The sequence below is a fragment of the Pseudomonas sp. KBN12P06040 genome (assembly GCF_037574965.1).
In the GTDB taxonomy this organism is placed as follows: domain Bacteria; phylum Pseudomonadota; class Gammaproteobacteria; order Pseudomonadales; family Pseudomonadaceae; genus Pseudomonas; species Pseudomonas aeruginosa.
The window spans coordinates 5,364,142-5,383,363 of the sequence record NZ_JBBELS010000001.1 but is presented as its reverse complement, the minus strand read 5'-3'; the positions used below and the strand labels follow the sequence as shown (position 1 = coordinate 5,383,363).

The 19,222-nt window shown below is 66.1% G+C and carries 12 protein-coding genes and 1 riboswitch; of the genes, 6 read left to right on the top strand and 6 right to left on the bottom strand.

Annotated features, from left to right (window positions below; translation table 11 throughout):
* Positions 1 to 3: 3 nt before the first annotated feature.
* From VQ067_RS25415 to VQ067_RS25395, 5 genes are all read right to left on the bottom strand, one after another.
* On the bottom strand, positions 4 to 447 hold the full coding sequence (locus VQ067_RS25415; RefSeq protein ID WP_003094928.1) for a nuclear transport factor 2 family protein: 444 nt from the start codon (positions 445 to 447) through the stop codon (positions 4 to 6).
* A 116-nt stretch (positions 448 to 563) separates the two neighbouring features.
* Positions 564 to 1,142 carry a TMEM165/GDT1 family protein gene (locus VQ067_RS25410; protein WP_003094926.1) on the bottom strand — a complete coding sequence of 193 codons (579 nt, stop codon included), beginning with the start codon at positions 1,140 to 1,142 and terminating at the stop codon, positions 564 to 566.
* Positions 1,143 to 1,231: 89 nt separating this feature from the next.
* A riboswitch (yybP-ykoY riboswitch) is annotated at positions 1,232 to 1,356 on the bottom strand.
* 138 nt (positions 1,357 to 1,494) lie between these two features.
* Positions 1,495 to 2,958 carry an amino acid permease gene (locus tag VQ067_RS25405; RefSeq protein WP_003094922.1) on the bottom strand — a complete coding sequence of 488 codons (1,464 nt, stop codon included), beginning with the start codon at positions 2,956 to 2,958 and terminating at the stop codon, positions 1,495 to 1,497.
* Between the two features lie 94 nt (positions 2,959 to 3,052).
* Entirely contained in the window at positions 3,053 to 4,051 is a 999-nt protein-coding gene (locus VQ067_RS25400) for a class I SAM-dependent methyltransferase (protein ID WP_023092950.1), read from the bottom strand.
* A gap of 109 nt (positions 4,052 to 4,160) precedes the next feature.
* Positions 4,161 to 5,132, bottom strand: coding sequence for a 2-hydroxyacid dehydrogenase (locus tag VQ067_RS25395; protein ID WP_031686592.1), 972 nt, complete (start codon positions 5,130 to 5,132; stop codon positions 4,161 to 4,163).
* Positions 5,133 to 5,452: 320 nt separating this feature from the next.
* Between VQ067_RS25395 and VQ067_RS25390 the strand changes: the two genes are divergently transcribed.
* From VQ067_RS25390 to VQ067_RS25380, 3 genes are all read left to right on the top strand, one after another.
* Complete coding sequence (locus VQ067_RS25390) at positions 5,453 to 10,465, top strand: MBG domain-containing protein (protein ID WP_317951633.1); 5,013 nt, start codon at positions 5,453 to 5,455, stop codon at positions 10,463 to 10,465.
* 62 nt (positions 10,466 to 10,527) lie between these two features.
* Positions 10,528 to 12,234 (top strand): two-partner secretion system transporter CdrB, encoded by a 1,707-nt coding sequence (gene cdrB, locus VQ067_RS25385; RefSeq protein WP_031686589.1) that lies wholly within the window; start codon positions 10,528 to 10,530, stop codon positions 12,232 to 12,234.
* 302 nt (positions 12,235 to 12,536) lie between these two features.
* On the top strand, positions 12,537 to 12,926 hold the full coding sequence (locus VQ067_RS25380; RefSeq protein ID WP_003106768.1) for a hypothetical protein: 390 nt from the start codon (positions 12,537 to 12,539) through the stop codon (positions 12,924 to 12,926).
* A gap of 159 nt (positions 12,927 to 13,085) precedes the next feature.
* On the opposite strand, the gene VQ067_RS25375 is transcribed toward VQ067_RS25380, so the two are convergent.
* Complete coding sequence (locus VQ067_RS25375) at positions 13,086 to 14,297, bottom strand: MFS transporter (RefSeq protein WP_003110884.1); 1,212 nt, start codon at positions 14,295 to 14,297, stop codon at positions 13,086 to 13,088.
* Positions 14,298 to 14,607: 310 nt separating this feature from the next.
* Here VQ067_RS25375 and VQ067_RS25370 point away from each other — a divergent pair, with 310 nt between their 5' ends.
* From VQ067_RS25370 to VQ067_RS25360, 3 genes are read left to right on the top strand one after another with little or no spacing between them, the layout of a single operon-like run.
* Positions 14,608 to 17,439, top strand: a complete 2,832-nt coding sequence (locus tag VQ067_RS25370; RefSeq protein ID WP_003135031.1) for a xanthine dehydrogenase family protein molybdopterin-binding subunit — start codon at positions 14,608 to 14,610, stop codon at positions 17,437 to 17,439.
* Positions 17,432 to 17,971, top strand: a complete 540-nt coding sequence (locus tag VQ067_RS25365) for a (2Fe-2S)-binding protein (protein ID WP_003094903.1) — start codon at positions 17,432 to 17,434, stop codon at positions 17,969 to 17,971. Before VQ067_RS25370 ends, VQ067_RS25365 begins: the two co-directional genes overlap by 8 nt.
* A gap of 2 nt (positions 17,972 to 17,973) precedes the next feature.
* Complete coding sequence (locus VQ067_RS25360; protein WP_003141588.1) at positions 17,974 to 19,221, top strand: cytochrome c; 1,248 nt, start codon at positions 17,974 to 17,976, stop codon at positions 19,219 to 19,221.
* Position 19,222 lies beyond the last annotated feature (1 nt).

Below are 19,222 nucleotides of genomic sequence, written 5' to 3'. Positions count from 1 at the left end.
TGGCTAGGGCAGCGCTTTTTCCGCGAAGGGTCGGGTCTGCAGTCCCAGCTGGGCGCGAAAGCTCTCCATGTCGAACATGGTGCACAGCTCCTGCAACTGGCCCTGCGGGTTGAACACCCAGAAGCCCATCGCGGAAATGCTCAGCACCTTGTCGCTGGCCGGATAGCCCAGGGTCGGCCGGACGATGGTGCCGATCAGCGTGCTCCAGGTGAACACCTTGCGTTCCTCGCCGATGCAGTCTTCGACCACGACCTCCAGGTCCGGCATCGCCGTGCGGATGTCCTGCAGCAGGCGGATATAGCCGGCGGTATCCAGGGGATGGCCGATGAACGAGCTTTTGTAGAGGAAATCCTTGCTGTGCAACTGCTCCACCAACGCCATGCGGCCCTTGTTCCAGGACAGCTCGATGTGATGGCGGGCGAGTCGTTTCAGGTCGTGTGAGGGCATCTCCGGCTCTCGTGGGCGAGTGGTGGGGCAGGCATCCGGTGCCTGCCTGAACTGTAGCCGTTCCTATGCATTTTGCATTGGCCGCCCAGCCATCCCGGGCCCGGCGGCGCAGTCCTTCAGAGCCAGCCGGTCAATTGCGCGGCGTGCCAGGCGGCATACAGACCAAGTGCGGCGAAGGCGGCCGCGGCCAGGCGGCGGATCAGGGTCAGCGGCAGCTTATCGGCGGCCAGGTTGCCGATCAGTACCACCGGTACGTTGGCGATCAGCATGCCCAGGGTGGTGCCGATCACCACCAGCCAGAAATGCGGATACTGGGCGGCCAGCATGACCGTGGCGACCTGGGTCTTGTCGCCCATCTCGGCGAGGAAGAACGCGATCAGGGTGGTGAGGAAGGGGCCGTATTTCTTCAGTCCGGACTCTTCGTCGTCGAGCTTGTCCGGTACCAGCGTCCACAGGGCGACGGCGATGAAGGAGGCGGCGAGGATCCAGCTGAGGGTAGCTTCCGAGAAGAAGCTGGCGACCCAGGCGCCCACCGCGCCGGCAGCGAAATGGTTGGCCAGGGTGGCGGCAACGATGCCGGCGATGATCGGCCACGGCTTGCGGAAACGCGCCGCGAGCAGGAGTGCCAGCAACTGGGTCTTGTCGCCGATTTCCGCGAGGGCAACGATCAGGGTGGGGACGAACAGCGATTCCATCAGGCTTCCTAAGGGGCGGGTCGACCAATCACCATGACACGCGCCATCTGCCCGCCCCGGGTCAGATCGTGCGTGTCATAGGTCTTGTCAAACCCTTGGCCTGTCTGGGCAGGCTTGGGTCGCGCGCGCCATGGTCTGCGGACCAAGTGTGTTGACGCGTGCCGGGCGAGGCCGGTGCGGCGCTCGCGGGAGACTACTCCCCTAGGACGGGGCGCATTCTGCCCAAGCCGGGCGGCTTGGGCAAGCCCGGGACGGAAACTTTCGTCCGGGAGGGCGGCGAGGGAGCCTGATCGCAAGGAAACGTGCCGGCATCCGCAGCGATCCGCGAGGAATCGCTGGGCGGCAGGGTGAATCAGGTATTGGTCGGGCTGACGTCCATTTCGTGGTAGCGAACGAAGCGCGCGCGCTTCTTCCAGCGGTATCCCAGCCAGATCGCCAGGAACAGCGGCAGGCTGATGTAGGTGGCGAGGAGGCCGATCCAGTCGATGCGTTCGCCCACCAGCGCCTGGTAGTTCTGCCCGAGGGTGATGACCATGCACAGGGCGAAGGCGAACAGCGGGCCGAAGGGGAACAGCTTGGCCCGGTAGGGCAGGTCTTCCAGGCGGCCGCCCTGGGCCAGGTAGCCCTTGCGGAAGCGATAGTGGGAGATGGCGATGCCCAGCCAGGCGATGAAGCCGCACATGCCCGAGGTGTTCAGCAGCCATGTGTAGACGGTGCTGTCGCCGAAGGCCGAAGTGAGGAAGCACAGGGCGCCGACCAGGGTAGTGGCGTACAGCGCATTGCGTGGCACGCCGCTGCGCGAGACACGGGAGAACAGGCGCGGTGCCTTGCCCTCGAGGGCGAGGTTGTAGAGCATCCGGGTCGAGGCGTACATGCCGGAGTTGCCGGCGGAGAGGATCGCCGAGAGGATCACCGCGTTCATCACCCCGGCCGCCGCGGCGAAGCCGGCGCGCTCGAAGAGCAGGGTGAAGGGCGACACGCTGATGTCGCTGGCATCGTTCTTCAGCAGGTTCGGGTCGGTGTAGGGAATCAGCATGCCGATCACGAAGATCGCCAGGATGTAGAACATCAGGATGCGCCAGAACACCTGGCGAATGGCGATCGGGATGTTCTTCCGCGGATTTTCCGATTCACCGGCGGCGATGCCGATCAACTCGGTGCCCTGGAACGAGAAGCCGGCGATCATCGCCACCCCGACCATCGCCTGGAAGCCGCCGACGAAGGGCGCGTCGCCCATGGTGAAGTTGCTGAAGCCGGGCGACTCCACGCCATGCATGATGCCGAAGATGGTCGCCAGGCCGACACCGATGAAGATCACCACCGTGACTACCTTGATCAGGGCGAACCAGAATTCGCTCTCGCCGAAGCCACGCGCGGAAATCACGTTGAGGCCGAACATGATGCCCAGGAAGATCGCGCTCCAGTAGATGCCCGGCACCTCGGGGAACCAGAAACTCATCACCAGTTGCGCCGCCACCAGTTCCGCGGCAATGGTCACCGCCCAGTTGTACCAGTAGTTCCAGCCGAGGGCGAAACCGAAGCCATCTTCGACGAACCGGCTGCCATAGGTGCAGAACGAGCCGGAAACGGGCATGTAGGCGGCCATCTCGCCGAGACTGGTCATGAGGAAGTACACCATCAGCCCGATCAGGGCGTAGGAAAGCAGCGCACCGCCGGGCCCGGCGGTGGCCACGGTGGCCCCGGAGGCGACGAACAGCCCGGTGCCGATGGAGCCGCCGATGGCGATCATGTTCAGGTGGCGCGGCTTGAGCACCCGCCGCAGTTGCTGGCCCTGGCTGGCGTTCAGGTCAGTCATCGGCGGCCTCCCGGCGGATGGTCACGGAAGGGGCTGGCTGCGGGCGTGCGGGCAGGGAGAGGAAAAGCTTCATTCACAGGGTTCCAGGCAGAAATCAGGAGCGACGGGCGGAGTAGATGCGGAAACCGTCGCCTTCGGCGAGTGTCCGGCAGGGGCCGAGGTGGCGTTCGATCAACGGCGGGTACTTCAGGAAGCTGTTGGCGACCAGGCGCAGTTCGCCGCCCGGCGCCAGGTGCTCGGCGGCGCGTTGCAGCAGGCGCTCGGAGGCCTGGTAGTCGGTGTGCACGCCCTGGTGGAAGGGCGGATTGCTGACGATCGCGGCGAGTTCGCGCGGCGCGCCGTCGATGCCGTCGGCGGCGATCACTTCGCCGTCCAGGCCGTTGGCGGCGAGGGTCAGTCGGCTGCTCTCGACAGCGAAGGCGTCGACGTCGAGCAGGCTCAGGCGACTGGCGGGGTAGCGACGCTTGAGAGCCGCCCCGAGTACGCCGGCACCGCAGCCGAAGTCCAGCAGATGGCCGCCGGGCAGGGCTTGCAGTTGCCCCAGCAGCAGCGCGCTGCCGCGATCCAGGCGGCCATGGCTGAACACCCCCGGCAGGCTCACCACCTGCAGCTCGCCATCGGCCAGCGGCAGGCTGTAGCGCTGGGCCAGGGCGTGCAGGTCGGGCTCGGCCGGCGCCTGTTCGATACGCACCTGCCAGAGCTGGCAATGCCGCGCGCTATCCAGTTTGCGGGGCTTGCCGTAGGCGGCCAACTGCTTGCTCGCGCGCTCGATCCCGCCGCGCTTTTCGCCGACCAGGAAGAGTTCGCCGCCGGGCAGGCGGGCGGCCAGGCTGGCCAGCAGGTAGTCGGTCAGTTCGCGGGACTTGGGCAGGAACAGAACGGCCGAAGTCCAGGCGCCGATCGGCGCGCGCGTGTCGAAACGGCTACGGCCGGGGAAGCGGGCGTCCAGCTGCGCCTGCTCGCCGGCGTGCCAGCTCCAGCCCTGGGCCTGCGGTAGCTCGGCGAGCAGGTCGTCGGCGGGCAGGCCGGCCAGCAGCAGCGGGGTCGCGAAGAGGTGGCGCTGGCGCAGCAGCACTTCACTGCGAGGGTCCATGCGGGCTCCGGAAAAAATGGGAAATCTTAACAGGCTTGGGCCTGGCATACCCGCATGGATTGTCGGCGAGGATCGCCGTTCATCCGTGCGCGGTGCCCGCAGCGCCGTCTCAGCCGGCGTTGACAACCCGCAGGGCGCGCCCGGCCTTCCATGCCTCTGCGTTTTCCGCCAGTTGGCCGACGATGCGCTGCCGCGCTTCGCGACTGCCCCAGGCGTTATGGGGGGTGACGATCAGGCGCGGGATGTCGGGGGCCAGCAGCGGATTGCCGTTTCTCGGCGGCTCGACGCTGAGCACGTCGGTGGCGGCGCCGCCCAGGTGGCCGCCGCGCAGGGCGTCGGCCAGCGCCTGTTCGTCGACCAGGCCGCCACGGGCGGTATTGACCAGGAAGGCGCCAGGCTTCATCAGCGCCAGTTCGGCGGCGCCGAGCATCCCGCGGGTGTCCTCGGTCAGCGGGCAGTGCAGGGTCAGGGCGTCGACCCGTGGCAGGAGTTCGCCAAGCGGCAGGCGGTCCGCCCGGGCGGGCCGTCCTGGCAACTGACCGAGCAGCACGCGCATGCCGAACGCCTCCGCCAGCCGCGCCACCGCCCCGCCCAGTTCGCCATGGCCGAGCAGGCCGAGGGTCTTGCCTTCCAGTTCGACGATGGGGAAGTCCAGCAGGCAGAACTGGCTGGATTGCTGCCAGCGGCCGCTGCGTACCGCCTGCTGGTAGTCCGGCAGGCGCGTAGCCAGGGCCAGTAGCAGCGCGAGGGTGTGCTGGGCTACCGAGGGCGTGCCGTAGCCATGGCAGTTGGCGACGACGATACCGCGCTCGCGAGCGGCAGCGAGATCGATGTTGTTGGTGCCGGTAGCGCTGACCAGGATCAGTTCCAGCTCTGGGCAGGCGGCGATGCATTGCGCGTCGATCGGCGCCTTGTTGCTGATCGCGACCCGCGCACCGTTCAGCCGCGCGGCGACTTCCTGCGGTTGGCTGGCGGCATGCAGTTGCAGCTCGTCGAAGGCGGCGCGCAGGGGGCGCATGTCCAGGTCGCCGAGGTCGAGGGAGGCATGGTCGAGGAAAACGGCGCGCAGGGCATGGCTCATGGAAGGTTCCTTGGCGGCAGCGGACGGGGGCTGCCTAGCCTAGCAAACCCGCGTGCCGGGGAGGTCTTCCGGTTTTCTTGACAGTGATTATCCCGAAAGTATTGTCGGTTTTTTGACGGTATTACATATTTAACCTCGGTAGTGTCATTTTTGAGTCACTCCGACGAACGGTCGCCCTTTCAAGTGGACAATTTTTGATCTGAAAGGCATTTTTTTGGCACACAAGGCGCAATGTGAATTGCTTCTCAGATTTTCGTCATTTAAATGACGAAATGCAGTGCTGGAAAACTGACGTGCGCCACGCAGATAGGGAGATTTTCATGGTCCGTCCGGATAGCCAGCGCGGCAAGCGCACCTCTTCGAAAGCTGGTAGGGAAGGGCGTTTCGTCCTTGCCGCCAGCAGCACCCTCATGTTCGCCATCGCCAGCATCAACGCGGCCATGGCGGCACCTACCGGTGCCCAGTTCAACCCCAACGAGATCAAGATCAGCCAGCAGGGCAAGACCACGCTGATCGACCAGAGCACCCAGCGCGCGATCATCAACTGGAAGGGCTTCGACGTCTCCGCCGACGAGGCGGTGCGCTTCAACCAGCCCGGTGTGACCTCGTCGACCCTGAACCGGGTCACCGCAGGCCAGGAAAGCGTGATCGCCGGGCGCATCTCCGCGCCCGGCCAGGTGATCATCTACAACTCCAACGGCGTGGTCTTCAGCGGCTCGGCCAAGGTCGACGTGGGCTCCCTGATCACCACCACGGCGAACATCAGCGACGAACACTTCCGCCAGGGCAAGCTGATCTTCGACCAGCCCGGAAACCCCGACGCGCGGATCGTCAACGACGGCAGCATCAGCGTCGCGGAGAAAGGCCTGGCGGCCTTCGTCGCGCCGTCCGTGGCCAACAACGGCGTGATCAACGCCCGCCTCGGCACCGTGGCGATGGCCGCCGGCAATGCCGCGACCATCGACCTCTACGGCGATGGCCTGGTGTCGATCGCCGTGACCGACCCGGTTACCCGCAAGCCGCAGGATGCCCAGGCGCTGGTCAGCAACGGCGGCGCGATCCAGGCCGACGGCGGTAGCGTGCTGATCACCGCCGAGCAGGCTTCCCGGGTGGTCGACAACGCGGTCAACCTGTCCGGCGTGATCCTCGCTCGCGGCACCGAGGTGCGCGAGGGCAGCGTGGCGCTGGTAAGCAAGTCCGGGGACATCCAGATCGCCGGCAAGATCGACGTCAGCGGTCCGAAGAACGGCGGCGACGTGCTGGTCAGCGGCCAGCAGGTGGCCCTGGCGAGCACCGCCAGCATCGACGCCCGCGGCGCCGCACAGGGCGGCAGCGTGCGCATCGGCGGCGACTTCCAGGGCCGCGGCGAGCTGCCACGGGCGAAGAACGCTACGCTGGCCAAGGGCGCCAGCATCGACGTCTCGGCTACCGGCAAGGGCAATGGCGGCCTGGCGGTGGTCTGGTCCGACGGCAATACCCGCATGGACGGGCGGATCCTCGCGCGCGGCGGCGCCCAGGGCGGCAACGGCGGCCTGGTGGAGACCTCCGGCAAGGTCAACCTGAGCATCGCCGACAGCGCCTACGTCAGCGTCGCCGCACCCTACGGCAACGGTGGCACCTGGCTGCTCGACCCGACCACCCTGCGCATCGTCGCCTCCGGCGGCACCTCCGGTTCGGTGGGGGGCGCCAACGGCGCCAGCGGCGACGCGACGGTGAATGCCTCGGTGGTTACCGGGGCGCTGGCAGGCGGCAAGGTGACCCTCAGCGCCAGCGACCGGCTGTCGGTGGAAGCGCCGCTGATCACCAGCAACCTGGGCGGCGCCAGTCGCGGCCTGGAGCTGATCGCCACCGGACCTGCCGGTGCGGTGGATATCTCTGCGCCGATCCTGTTCCGCAACGGCAGCCTGGCAATCCGCGCCGGCGGCAACATCAACTTCCTCAGCGGCGGCACGCCGCAGACCAGCGGCATCGTCGACTTGGGCAGCGGCACCCTGTGGATGCAGACCAGCACCGCCGGCAAGATCAGCCAGCAGGCCGGTACCGCGCTGATCGCCGCCAACCTCGCCGGCCGCGCCGGTAGCATCGACCTGACTTCCTGGGACAACTACGCCGGCAACCTGGCGCTGCAGACCTTCAACGGTACGCTCAAGTACCGGCAGAGCAACGCCACCGGCGTGACCACGAGCGGCACGGTGTTCGATCCGTTCATCAACCAGAGCATGACCGGCACCGTGCAGAACATCGTCTCCAGCGTCGGCACGCGGATTCTCGAGGCCAACAGCGTCGGCACCACCGGCAACTACACGCTGACCGCCGACGGCAACAGCGAGTTCGACCGCCTGGTGTTCACCGCGCTGCCCTATCGGCGGGTCAGCGGTTCCGCCAGTTTCCCGACCAACGACTCGTCGGACTACCTGGTGACCAACCTGCGCTACCAGGTCAACGGCAGCAACGTCACCGCCACCCCGAACGGCGGTGCGCCCAGCGGGTTCACCGTCGCCGCCGGCAACGGCAGCGTCACCACCTGGACCGGAAACTGGGGCACCAGTTGGGGCGTCAAGGGCTTCGGCGGCGTGATCGGCGTGACCGACGAACTGCAGTACGACGTCGGCACCGGCCTGACCGAGGAACTGATCTTCGGCCTCGGCGGCAAGACCAGCCGCGTCGATACTCGCCTGGACCTGTTCATGCGCGAGGGAGCGTTCAACAGCTTCGCCGAGCGCGCCCAGGTGGAGATGTTCAAGACCACCACCACTGCCGGCGACATCCTTTCCCGCCAGCAGACCGCCACCCTGACCGCCAATGACGCTACCCGCGTCTACGGTGATGTGAATCCGACTCTGACGGCCACGATGTCCGGCATCAACGCCATCGACGCCTACGTCAACAGCCAGTTCAACGACCTCTACCAGGCGACCGCCAGCACCACGGCGACCCAGGCGTCGAACGTCGGGCAGTACGCGATCACCGGTAACGCCAATGGCAGCGAGTATTTCAGCCAGCGTTACCAACTGGTGCGCCAGGACGGCAAGCTGACCGTCACGCCGGCGCAATTGATCGTCAGCGCCGACGCCAAGACCAAGGTCTATGGCGACGCCGATCCGACCCTCACCTACCAGGTCAGTGGCCTGAAGAACAGCGATACCGCCGCCGGCGTGCTGAGCGGCAACCTCGGCCGGGTGGCCGGGGAGAACGTCGGCAACTACGGGATACTTCAGGGCGGGCTGGGCCTCAACACGGCCAATTACACCCTCAGCTACGTCGGCAACGACCTGCGCATCACTCCGGCGCAACTGAACGTGATCGCCGATGCCAAGACCAAGGTCTATGGCGACCTCGATCCGGCGCTGACCTATCAGGTCTCCGGTCTCAAGCGCGGCGATACCGCCGGTGCGGTCCTCAACGGCGGCAGCCTGAGCCGCGTGGCTGGCGAGAACGTCGGCGTGTACGGCATCAACCAGGGTGGACTGGGCCTGGTCAGCAGCAATTACACCCTGAACTACCAGGGCAATAACCTGACCATCACCAAGGCACTGCTGAATGTGATCGCCGATGCCAAGACCAAGGTCTATGGCGATGCCGACCCGAGCCTGACCTACCAGGTCAGCGGCCTGAAGAATGGCGACACCGCCGGTGCCGTGCTCAACGGCGGCAGCCTGAGCCGCGTGGCTGGCGAGAATGTCGGCGTGTACGGCATCAACCAGGGTGGACTGGGCCTGGTCAGCGCGAACTACGACCTGAGCTACCAGGGCAATAACCTGACCATCACCAAGGCGCTGCTCAATGTGATCGCCGATGCCAAGACCAAGGTCTATGGCGATGCCGATCCGAGCCTGACCTACCAAGTCAGTGGCCTGAAGAACGGCGATACCGCTGGCGCGGTGCTCAATGGCGGCGGCCTGGTTCGTGTCTCCGGCGAAAACGTAGGCAACTATGCGATTCAGCAGGGTGGCCTGGGTCTGGTCAGCGGTAACTATGACCTGGCTTACCAGGGCAACAACCTGACCATCACCAAGGCGCTGCTGAATGTGATCGCCGACGCCAAGACCAAGGTCTATGGCGATGCCGACCCGAGCCTGACCTACCAGGTCAGCGGCCTGAAGAACGGTGATACCGCCGGTTCGATCCTGACCGGTGGGTTGAACCGCGCCACAGGCGAGAACGTGGGTGTGTATGGCATCAACCAGGGCGACCTGGCATTGAACAGCGGTAACTACGACCTGAGCTACCAGGGCAATAACCTGACCATCACCAAGGCACTGCTCAATGTGATCGCCGATGCCAAGACCAAGGTCTATGGCGACGCTGACCCGAGCCTGACCTATCAGGTCAGCGGCCTGAAGAACGGTGATACCGCTGGCGCGGTGCTCAACGGTGGCAGCCTGAGCCGCGTGGCTGGCGAGAATGTCGGCGTGTACGGCATCAACCAGGGCGACCTGGCATTGAACAGCGGTAACTACGACCTGAGCTACCAGGGCAATAACCTGACCATCACCAAGGCGCTGCTGAATGTGATCGCCGACGCCAAGACCAAGGTCTACGGCGACGCCGACCCGAGCCTGACCTACCAGGTCAGCGGCCTGAAGAACGGTGACAGCGCCGGCTCGATCCTGACCGGCGGGCTGAACCGCGACGCAGGCGAGAACGTGGGTGTGTATGGCATCAACCAGGGCGGCCTGGTGCTGACCAGTGGCAACTATGACCTGGCCTACCAGGGTAATGACCTGACCATCACCAAGGCGCTGCTCAACGTATTCGCCGATGCCAAGAGCAAGCAGGTCGGCACCGCCGACCCGGCGCTGACCTATCAGGTTTCCGGCCTGAAGAATGGCGATAGCGCCGGTCAGGTGCTCGCCGGCGGGCTCGGTCGGGTGGGCGGCGAAGCCGTAGGCCAGTACGACATCCTCCAGGGTGGGCTTGCCCTCACCAGCGGCAACTACCAGCTCAACTACCAGGGCAACCTGCTGAGCATCCTGCCGCTGCCGGTCACGCCGGGCGACCTGGGGCAACTGGCAGCGCTCTCCGACTTGCGCGAACTGCAGAAGGGGCGCGATCCGGATACCCCCGGGGATGCGGTCTACCGCACCACCACGCTGGAAAACCCGTTCCTCGAAAACCCGTTCCTGCGCGCCTACGCTCTGGGCATGGACGTCAGCGATCCTAACCTGCTGCCGGCTACCGCCGCGGGTCCGGCGGAGGACGCCAGCGCCAAGCGGGTGGGGCAGTTCACCGATCGTCCGCTCAGGGCAGAGGCCGAGAGTGGGGCGGGTTGCTCGAACCAGAGCTACCTGGCCGACTACTGGAGCTGCTTCAACAAGCCTCTGAATTTCTAACCCTTTTCGCAATGCGCACTATCGTCTCCGGGCGGTAGTGCGTCATCTGCCCGAGGTGAATGATGAAACCTTCGCAATGGACGCTTCGCTGGGTGACGCTCTGTGGCTGCGGGATGCTGGCAGCTTCCGCCGCCGCCGTGGAGTTGCCAGGGACTGTACAGCCATCCCAGCTCGATGAACGCTTCAAGCCCCGCAGCGAGCCGCAGGCCAAGCCCGAGGCGCCGCTGGTGGTGCCCAAGCAGGTCGCGCCGCAAGGCAGCGAACAGATCCGCTTCGAACTGCGCGAGATACGCATCGAAGGCAACACCCGCTATGACAAGGCGGTGCTCGAGTCCTATTACCAGCATATGCTCGGCAAGCAGGTGTCCCTGGCCGAACTGGTCGACCTGGCCAACCGCCTCACCGCCAAGTACCGCCAGGACGGCTACCTGTTGACCCAGGTAGTGGTGCCGGAGCAGAGCATCGAGGGCGGCAAGGTACGCCTGCAGGTGATCGAGGGTTACCTCGAACACGTGCAGATCAAGGGAGCCGTCGATGGGCCGCGGGTGCGGGTGGAGGAACTGCTCGCACCGCTGACCGAAAAACGTCCGCTGGATGCCGATACCCTGGAGCGCGGCCTGCTGCTGGTCGGCGACCTGCCGGGGGTCAACGTGCAGAGCGTGCTCAGCCCGGGTCAGGCGCTGGGCTCGTCGAACCTCGACGTGGCCTTGCAGCAGCAGCGATACGAAGGCTTCGTCAGCCTCGACAACCGCGGTTCGCACTACACCGACCCGACCACCCTGGCCTTCGGCGCCACCGAGTTCTCCCGCCTGGGCTTCTACGAGCAGATCGACGTGCTCGGTGCGATCTCGCCGTTCAGCGATGCCACCCGCTACATCCAGTTGCGCGGCACGTTGCCGCTGGGCGGCATGTTCGCCGGCGATACCCTGCAGATCATGGGTTCCTATTCGAAGGTCAACCCGGACATCCCGGACTCGGTATTCCCCTTCGACAGCGTCAGCAAGAGCACCGAAGGCAGCATTTCCTACAACCATCCCTTCATCCGCTCGCGCTCGCAGAACCTGAGCGGCGGCCTGGCGTTGCAGTGGAAGGATACCGAGACCCGCCTGCGCGACTTCGCCAGCGACGCCTCGAACCCCGGTCGTGACCATGTGCGGGTGTTCCAGCAACGCCTGACCTATGACTGGGTCGACCGCTGGATGGGCATCAACCTGGCGGAGGTGCGCAACAACATCGGCCTGGACATGTGGGGCGCGACCAAGAAGGACGATGAACGTCGTTCCCGCGAAGTGGCCGACGGACGTTTCGTCTATCTCAACGGCAACATCGGGCGTCTGCAAGGGCTCGGCGGACCCTGGTCGGTGTATGGCGAGTTGCAATGGCAGTACAGCTTCGACCCGTTGCTGCCGAGCGAGCGCTTCGGCGTTGGCGGCAGCGGGATCGGTCGCGGCTTCGCCCCGGGCAACATCACCGGTGACCGTGGCTTCGCCCTGAAGCTCGAACCGCGCTATGGCCAGGCGGTGGGCTACAGCTGGCTGCGCAGCTACCAGGCCTACGCTTTCTACGACTGGGGCAAGACCTACAACCTCGACGTGGACGATGACGAGCAGCAGAAGCTCGGCTCGATCGGTGCCGGGGTGCGCTTCAACCTCACCGACCAGTTGTCGTTCAACCCGGAGATTGCCCGCCAGGTCATCGGCGAGCCAGCCGACCAGCGCGATGGGAAGCGCGAGACGCGGGTCCTGTTCAACGTGGTGGCGCGCTTCTGAACCCTGCCGGCCTCCGTTCCGGAGGCTGCTGACGGAGCCCCTCTCCGGTTCTGCGGAGAGGGAGGTCCGTGCTCAATTCCGAGTGTTTTTCTCAAACTTTCGATTTCTTCGATTCTTCATATCGATGCCGTCAATCCGTGTCGAGGCCGGTCGGAGAGGCGTATTCTTGCTGTAACTGCTGTGCTAGAGCGGTTATTCGCACTATTTCAAACGTCGATGAATACTATTGGCGCGCTTCGTTTTCCAATCGAGTTTCCCGAACAGAGAATGGCCCCACGTAACGAATACCTGGAGCCACTGCCATGAAACGCCCGCTGATCCTCGCCATCGCCCTTGCTACCCTGACCGCCAATGCCGCCTTCGCCGCACCGCGGGTCGAATCCATCGCCCTGCGCGGTGCCCAACAACTGATCGCCTCCGATGGTTCCGACCGTACCCTCGAGCGCCTGCGCAAGACCCAGGCGCCGCGCGTCCAGGAAGAACGCCGGGTCGCCGAAAGCGGCAGCGAGCAGACCATCGATCGCTTGCACCGCGACATGACCAGCCGCGAGGCGCGCCTGGCCGAGAACGGCAGCGAACAGACCGTCGACCGTCTGCACAAGGACATGGGGCGCGTCGATCTGCGCCTGGCCGACAACGGTAGCGAGCGCACCGTCGACCGCCTGCATCGGGAGATGCGGCGCCCCGCCTGACACCGCGGATCACGCCGCAAGGTGCGAGAAAAGCCCGGCTCGATGCCGGGCTTTCTTATTGCCGAGAAAGTGCGGTGTTCCATGGGGAGGACGGATAACGCCCCAGGCGTTATCGCCGATACGCCGCTGTCGGGGCAGCGACGCGCGACGGCATTGGCCTCAGTGCAGGCGGTCGCGTTGCGCCAGGCTAGGGAACAGCTTCATCCATGCTCCGGTGACCACCAGGGTGCCGATCCCGCCGAGGACCACTGCCGGTACCGTGCCGAACCAGTGTGCGGTGAGCCCGGACTCGAACTCGCCGAGCTGGTTCGAGGCGCCGATGAACAGGCCGTTCACCGCGCTGACCCGGCCGCGCATCTCGTCGGGGGTCTCGAGCTGCACGAAGGCGCCGCGGATGACCATGCTGACCATGTCCGCGGCGCCGAGTACCACCAGCACGCCGAGGGACAGCCAGAACGATTTCGACAGGCCGAAGGCGATGGTTGCCAGGCCGAAGATGCCCACGGAGAGGAACATGATCCGCCCGACGTTGCGTTCGATGCTGAAGTGCGCCAGCCAGAACGACATCGCCAGGGCGCCCACCGCTGGAGCCGAGCGCAGCAGGCCGAGGCCCCAGGGCCCGGTGAGCAGGATGTCCTTGGCGAACACCGGGAGCAGGGCGGTGGCGCCGCCGAGGAGCACGGCGAACAGGTCGAGGGAGATTGCCCCGAAGATGTCCGGTCGGCTGCGGATGAAACGGATGCCGGCGAGCAGCGAGTCGAGGGTGGCCTTGCCCTGGGTGAGCGGCTGGTTGCGTACCGGCAGGCTGAGCGTCAGGACGCAGGCGAGGACGTAGAGAGTCGCGGTCGGCACGTAGACCCAGGAGGCACCGAACGCATAGAGCAGGCCGCCGAGGGCCGGGGCGGCAATGGTCGCCGCCTGCATCGCCGAAGCCGAAGCGGCCACCGCGCGCGGGAACAGTCCGGCCGGTACCAGGTTCGGCAGCAGCGCCTGGGTGGTCGGCATTTCGAAGGCGCGGGCGGTACCGAGGGCGAAGGCGAGGACGAAGATCATGTTGCGGGTGATCTCTCCCGAAGCCGCGCCGAGCACCAGCGCCACCGCCACCAGGGCCTGGCCGGTCTGGCAGAGGGCGGCGATCCTGCGTCGGTCGTAGCGGTCGGCAACGTGCCCGGTGTGGAGCATGAACAGTACCCGCGGGAGGAATTCGACCAGGCCTACCAGGCCCAGGTCGAGGACATTGCCGGTCAGTTCGTAGATGTGCCAGCCGATGGCCACGGTGAGCATCTGGAAGCCGCTGGCGGTGCAGACGCGGGCCAGCCAGAAGGCGAGGAAGGGACGATGGCGGAGCAGGGAGCTGGGTTGGCTGGACATGCTGGGGTCGGGCGTTTCGAGAGGAGGGCGGAGAGTAACATGCGGTTACCTCTTGGCTGTTGCCATTGCCGAAATCGAAGATTCGGAGAAGCGCACGAAAAGGTTGGAGCCGACCTGGCGGACGACCAAAGTCGAGTGTCCATGGGGCCTTCCAGCGGTAGACGGGACTTTTCCTCGGGTGCGACTTGTCGCTAAAATTAACTCCTGAGTCAGGTTTTTCCGCCTGCGTGCTCCACCTCGTCCGTCCGGGCGAGCTGTTCAAGCCTGAATAACGACATGGGTGGGAACCGTACCACCCAGAGGAACTTGCATGTCCAACCGTGATATATCCCGGCGCGCCTTTCTCCAGGGCGGGTTGATCGCCGGCGTGGGTGTCACCCTGGCGCCGCTCGGCAGCCAGGCGTTCGCTGCCTTGTTCGAGAACCAGGTGACCGTTTCCGCCCAGCGCTGGATGGCGGGCAACGGCCAGGTCCGTTTCCGTAACGACGCCTTGTCCAAGGTCTGCGGCAACAAGGTGTTCGCCCGCGATATCCGCGCCAGGGACATGCCCGGCTGGCCGCAGCAGCAAGGCCACGCCATGTTGCTGAAGACTGTTCGCGCCGACCGCATCTACGAAGGCCACGACCTTTCCTGGCTGGGCGCCGAGTTGCAGCCGGACCGTATCGTCACCGCCGCCGACCTGGAGAAGGACGGCATCGTCTTCCCCGAGGCGCATTCGCCCGATCCGCTCCTGCCGCCGGGCAAGGTGCCGATGTTCATCGGCCATCCGGTGGCGATCCTGATCTGGAACGACTTCGAGCGCTTCCGCCGGGCCAAGCTCAAGCTCAAGTTCAACGACAAGGCGATCCGCTATGGCGCCCAGGCCCCGCTGTACCAGGGCGATCCCTACGGCAGCTATCGCTTCGTCCGGGTCGGCGGCAAGACGCCCTACGAGGACGACGAGTTCTCCAGCCTGAAGGACTCGATGCTGTTCCCCACCATCCTCAACCGCAAACCGGTATGGACCCGCGAGCCGAAGCTGCACGGCGACCTCACCGAGCAGGGGCTGTTCCATGCCAAGCGCATGGCCGAGCAACTGGAAAACCCGCCGCAGGACTGGCTGGTCTTCGACGAGCGCTACAAGACCCCATCGATCGAGCCGGCGGCATTGGAGCCGGACAACGGCAACGGCTGGTACGACGCGGCGAGCAAGACCTTGCACTTCGTGGTCGCCACCCAGTGCCCGTTCGAAGTCGCCTACGAAAGCGTGCACATGATCAAGCCGTCGCGCTTCGCCCTGGAGAAGCTCAACATCCATCCGGGCTATACCGTCGGCTACGGCTCCAAGGACAACAACATCTTCGTCTTCTATGCCGCGCTCGCCGCGCTGTATGGCGAGGGTGTGCCGGTGCGCCTGGCCAACGACCGCTACGAGCAGTTCCAGAGCGGCATCAAGCGCCACCCGTTCGACATCCGCTACCAACTGGCGGTAGACAGGAACGACCTCGGCTTCCGCATCTTCCGCGCCGACATGAGCGCCGACGGCGGCGGGCGCGCCAACTACAGCGCCTCGGTGGCGGCGGTGGGCGCCACCGCCGCGCAGTCGATCTACTACATGCCGCAGAACGACCTGGCGGTCACCGCCTATCATTCGCGCGGCGTGGAGGCCGGCTCGATGCGCGGCTACGGTACCCTGCAGACCATGGCCGCGACCGAGATGATGGTCGACGAGATCGCTGGCCGGCTGGGCGTCGACGCCATCGACCTGCGTCGTCGCAACGCCCTGCGCTCGGGCATGAAGAACACCCAGGGCGCGGTCCCGGCCGGTGCCCTGCGCCTGCACGAGATCCTCGACAAGGCCGCTGCCCACGAGGTCTGGAAGGACCGCGACGCACGCAAGAAGCGCTTCGACGCGGAGGACCCGGACAACTGGTATGGGGTCGGCTTCGCCATTTGCCAGAAGGACTTCGGCACCGGCGCCGAGGCGCCGATGGCGAGCATCGAGTTCAGCGCCGACGGGCGCATCAGCCTGCGCCACATCGGCACCGAGATCGGTACCGGGATGTCCACCTCGCAGGCCTTCGTGGTCGGCGACTTCCTCGGCCGTCCGGCGGACGAGGTGAAGACCGCCGAGACCGAATGGCCCGAGCTGCGGCTCACCACCAAGGGCAATCCCTACCTGATGAGCCAGGCCGAGCAGGACGCCGCGCTACGCGATCCGCGCTGGGTCGGCAAGCTGGCCTCGCCGTCGTCGGCGACCAACTCGGCGTTCTATTTCAGCCACGCCACCCGCGAAGCCGCGCGCGTACTGTTCAACCACGGCCTGTGGCCGGCGGCCCTGGCGCTGTGGCGCAGCGGTCCGTTCGGCGGCCAGGCCAATCCCTATGTGGTGCGCCGCGAAAACGCGGTATGGGTCGACGGCCAGTTGACCGGCAACGGCCTGGCGCCGATTCCCTTCGCCGAGCTGGCGAAGAAGGCCCACGAGATGGGCCTGGTCACCGGCGTCAGCGTCCACGGCTTCAACCGCTGGAGCTGGGCCGAGGCGGACTTCGTCATCGATGGCGTGCGCGAACGCCTGCCGCTCGACGCCATGGCGGTGAAGTACGGCGACGGCGCGCCGGGAGTGAAGAAGGCGATGATGAACAGCGCCGGCTTCCACCTGCTCGACCGGCAGAATCCGGCTTATCCGGCGACCCAGCTGAACAACGCGATGGTCACCTACTACAGCCCGGTGGCGACCCTGGTCGAGCTGAAGGTGAACAAGGGCAGCGGCGAGGTGCAGGTGCTCGATCACCATTCCTGGATCGAGTGCGGCCGGGTGCTGGTGCCAGAGCTGGTCAAGGGCCAGCTGGAGGGCGGCATCGCCATGGGTATCGGCCATGCGCTGCTGGAGGAAATGCCGCTCTACGAGGGCGGCCCCGCGGAAGGGGACTGGAACTTCAACCGCTACCGATTGCCGCGGGCGAAGGACGTGGCGGTGTGGAACCAGACGGCGGAGATCCTCCCGCCGCTGTCACCGACCGATCCGGCCAAGGGCATCGCCGAGGTGGTGATGATCCCGGTGGTCGGCGCCATCGCCAACGCCGTGGCGCACGCCACCGGCAAGCGCGTCCGCGACCTGCCCATCACTCCCGCCCGCATCAAGGAGGCCCTCCATGGCTAACCGCAAGCTCCAGATGACCCTCAACGGTCAAGCCGTCGGTCCGGTGGAGGTCGCCGAAGACCTGCCGATGATCGACTACCTGCACGAATACCAGAACCTCACCGGCTCGCGCCTGGGCTGTGGCCAGGGCATCTGCCATGCCTGCGTGGTGATCGTCGACAATCCGGACGGCACCAGCGAGGAAGTACGCACCTGCATCACCGGCGCGCACTACTTCGACGGCAAGAAGGTTCGCACCATCGAGGGCCATGCCCAGCGCGACGAGAACGGCGACATCCGCGAGCTGAACCCGATCCAGCAGAAGTTCGTCGACCAGTTCGCCTTCCAGTGCAGCTATTGCGCGCCGGGCTTCGTCAACGCCGCCACCGTGCTGGTGGAAAAAGCCCAGCGCCAGCCGATCAAGCGCAGCGAGCTGGAGCAGGCGATCGAGGACAGCCTCGGCCATCACATCTGCCGTTGCACCGGCTACGTGCGCTACTACAGCGCCACCCGCGACGTGCTCGACGAACTCGGCCTGGTCAAGGAGGCTTGAGGATGAAGCGCACCCTTTCCGGCCTCGCCCTGGCGCTGGCCGCGCTGTCGCCGTTCCTGGCCTCCGCCGCCGGCGCCGACGCGGCGCTGGTCAAGCGCGGCGAATACCTCGCCCGCGCCGCCGACTGCATGGCCTGCCATACCGCCGAGGGCGGCGCGCCGTTCGCCGGCGGACTGCCGATCCAGTCGCCGTTCGGCACCATCTACGGCACCAACATCACCCCGGACAAGGAACACGGCATCGGCGCCTACAGCGCCGACGAGTTCTTCGCCGCTCTTACCGAGGGCAAGCGCAAGGACGGCGCCTACCTCTATCCGGCGATGCCCTACACCTCCTATCACCTGATCGAGCGCGAGGATGCCGACGCCATCTACGCCTACCTGATGGCCCAGGAACCGATCGCCCGGCCGGCGCCGCAGACCAGCCTGAGCTTCCCGTTCAACGTGCGCATGGGCCTGGCCGGCTGGAACCTGCTCTACGGCAAGAGCGTGCGCTTGCAGCCGGAGGAAGGGCGCAGCGAGGCCTGGAAACGCGGGCAGTACATGGTCGAGGTGCTCGGCCACTGCGGCGAGTGCCATACCCCGCGCAACCTGGCCGGCGCCCTGGAGCAGGACAAGCGCCTGAGCGGCGGCCTGCTCAACGGCTACCTGGCGCCCAGCCTGCTGCCCGGCGACCTTGCCGCGCGCGGTTGGACCCAGCCGGACCTGGCGAGCTTCCTCAAGCACGGCATGAGCGCCCAGGGCAGCATGTTCAACGAGATGTTCCCGGTGGTGCACCACAGCACCCAGCACCTCGACGACGGCGACCTGGCGGCCATGGCCACCTACCTGCTCGGCGACCAGCCGCCGCCGGCCAAGGTGGTCCAGGCGCTACCCGAGGCGCAGCTGAACGACAGCGGCAAGCGCGGTCGCCAGCAGTACCTCAACGTCTGCGCCGGCTGCCACGGCGGGGAAGGCGAGGGCAAGCCGCATATCGCGGTGGCGATGAACGGCAACACTACCCTGCGCCTGCAAGACCCGCGTAATCTGTTGCGAGTGATCGAAGACGGCATCGTCGAACAGCAGTTCACCGGCTTCGAACGCATGCAACCGATGCCCGGTTTCGCCGGGAAACTCGACGACGAGCAACTCACGGACCTGCTCAACTACCTGCGCCAGACCTGGGGCGGATTGCCCGGTGACCTCGGTCCCCAACAGGTCGCGCAATTGAAGACGGAGAGCGCTTCGGTGCATACCGTCAAGGTGAAGTGAA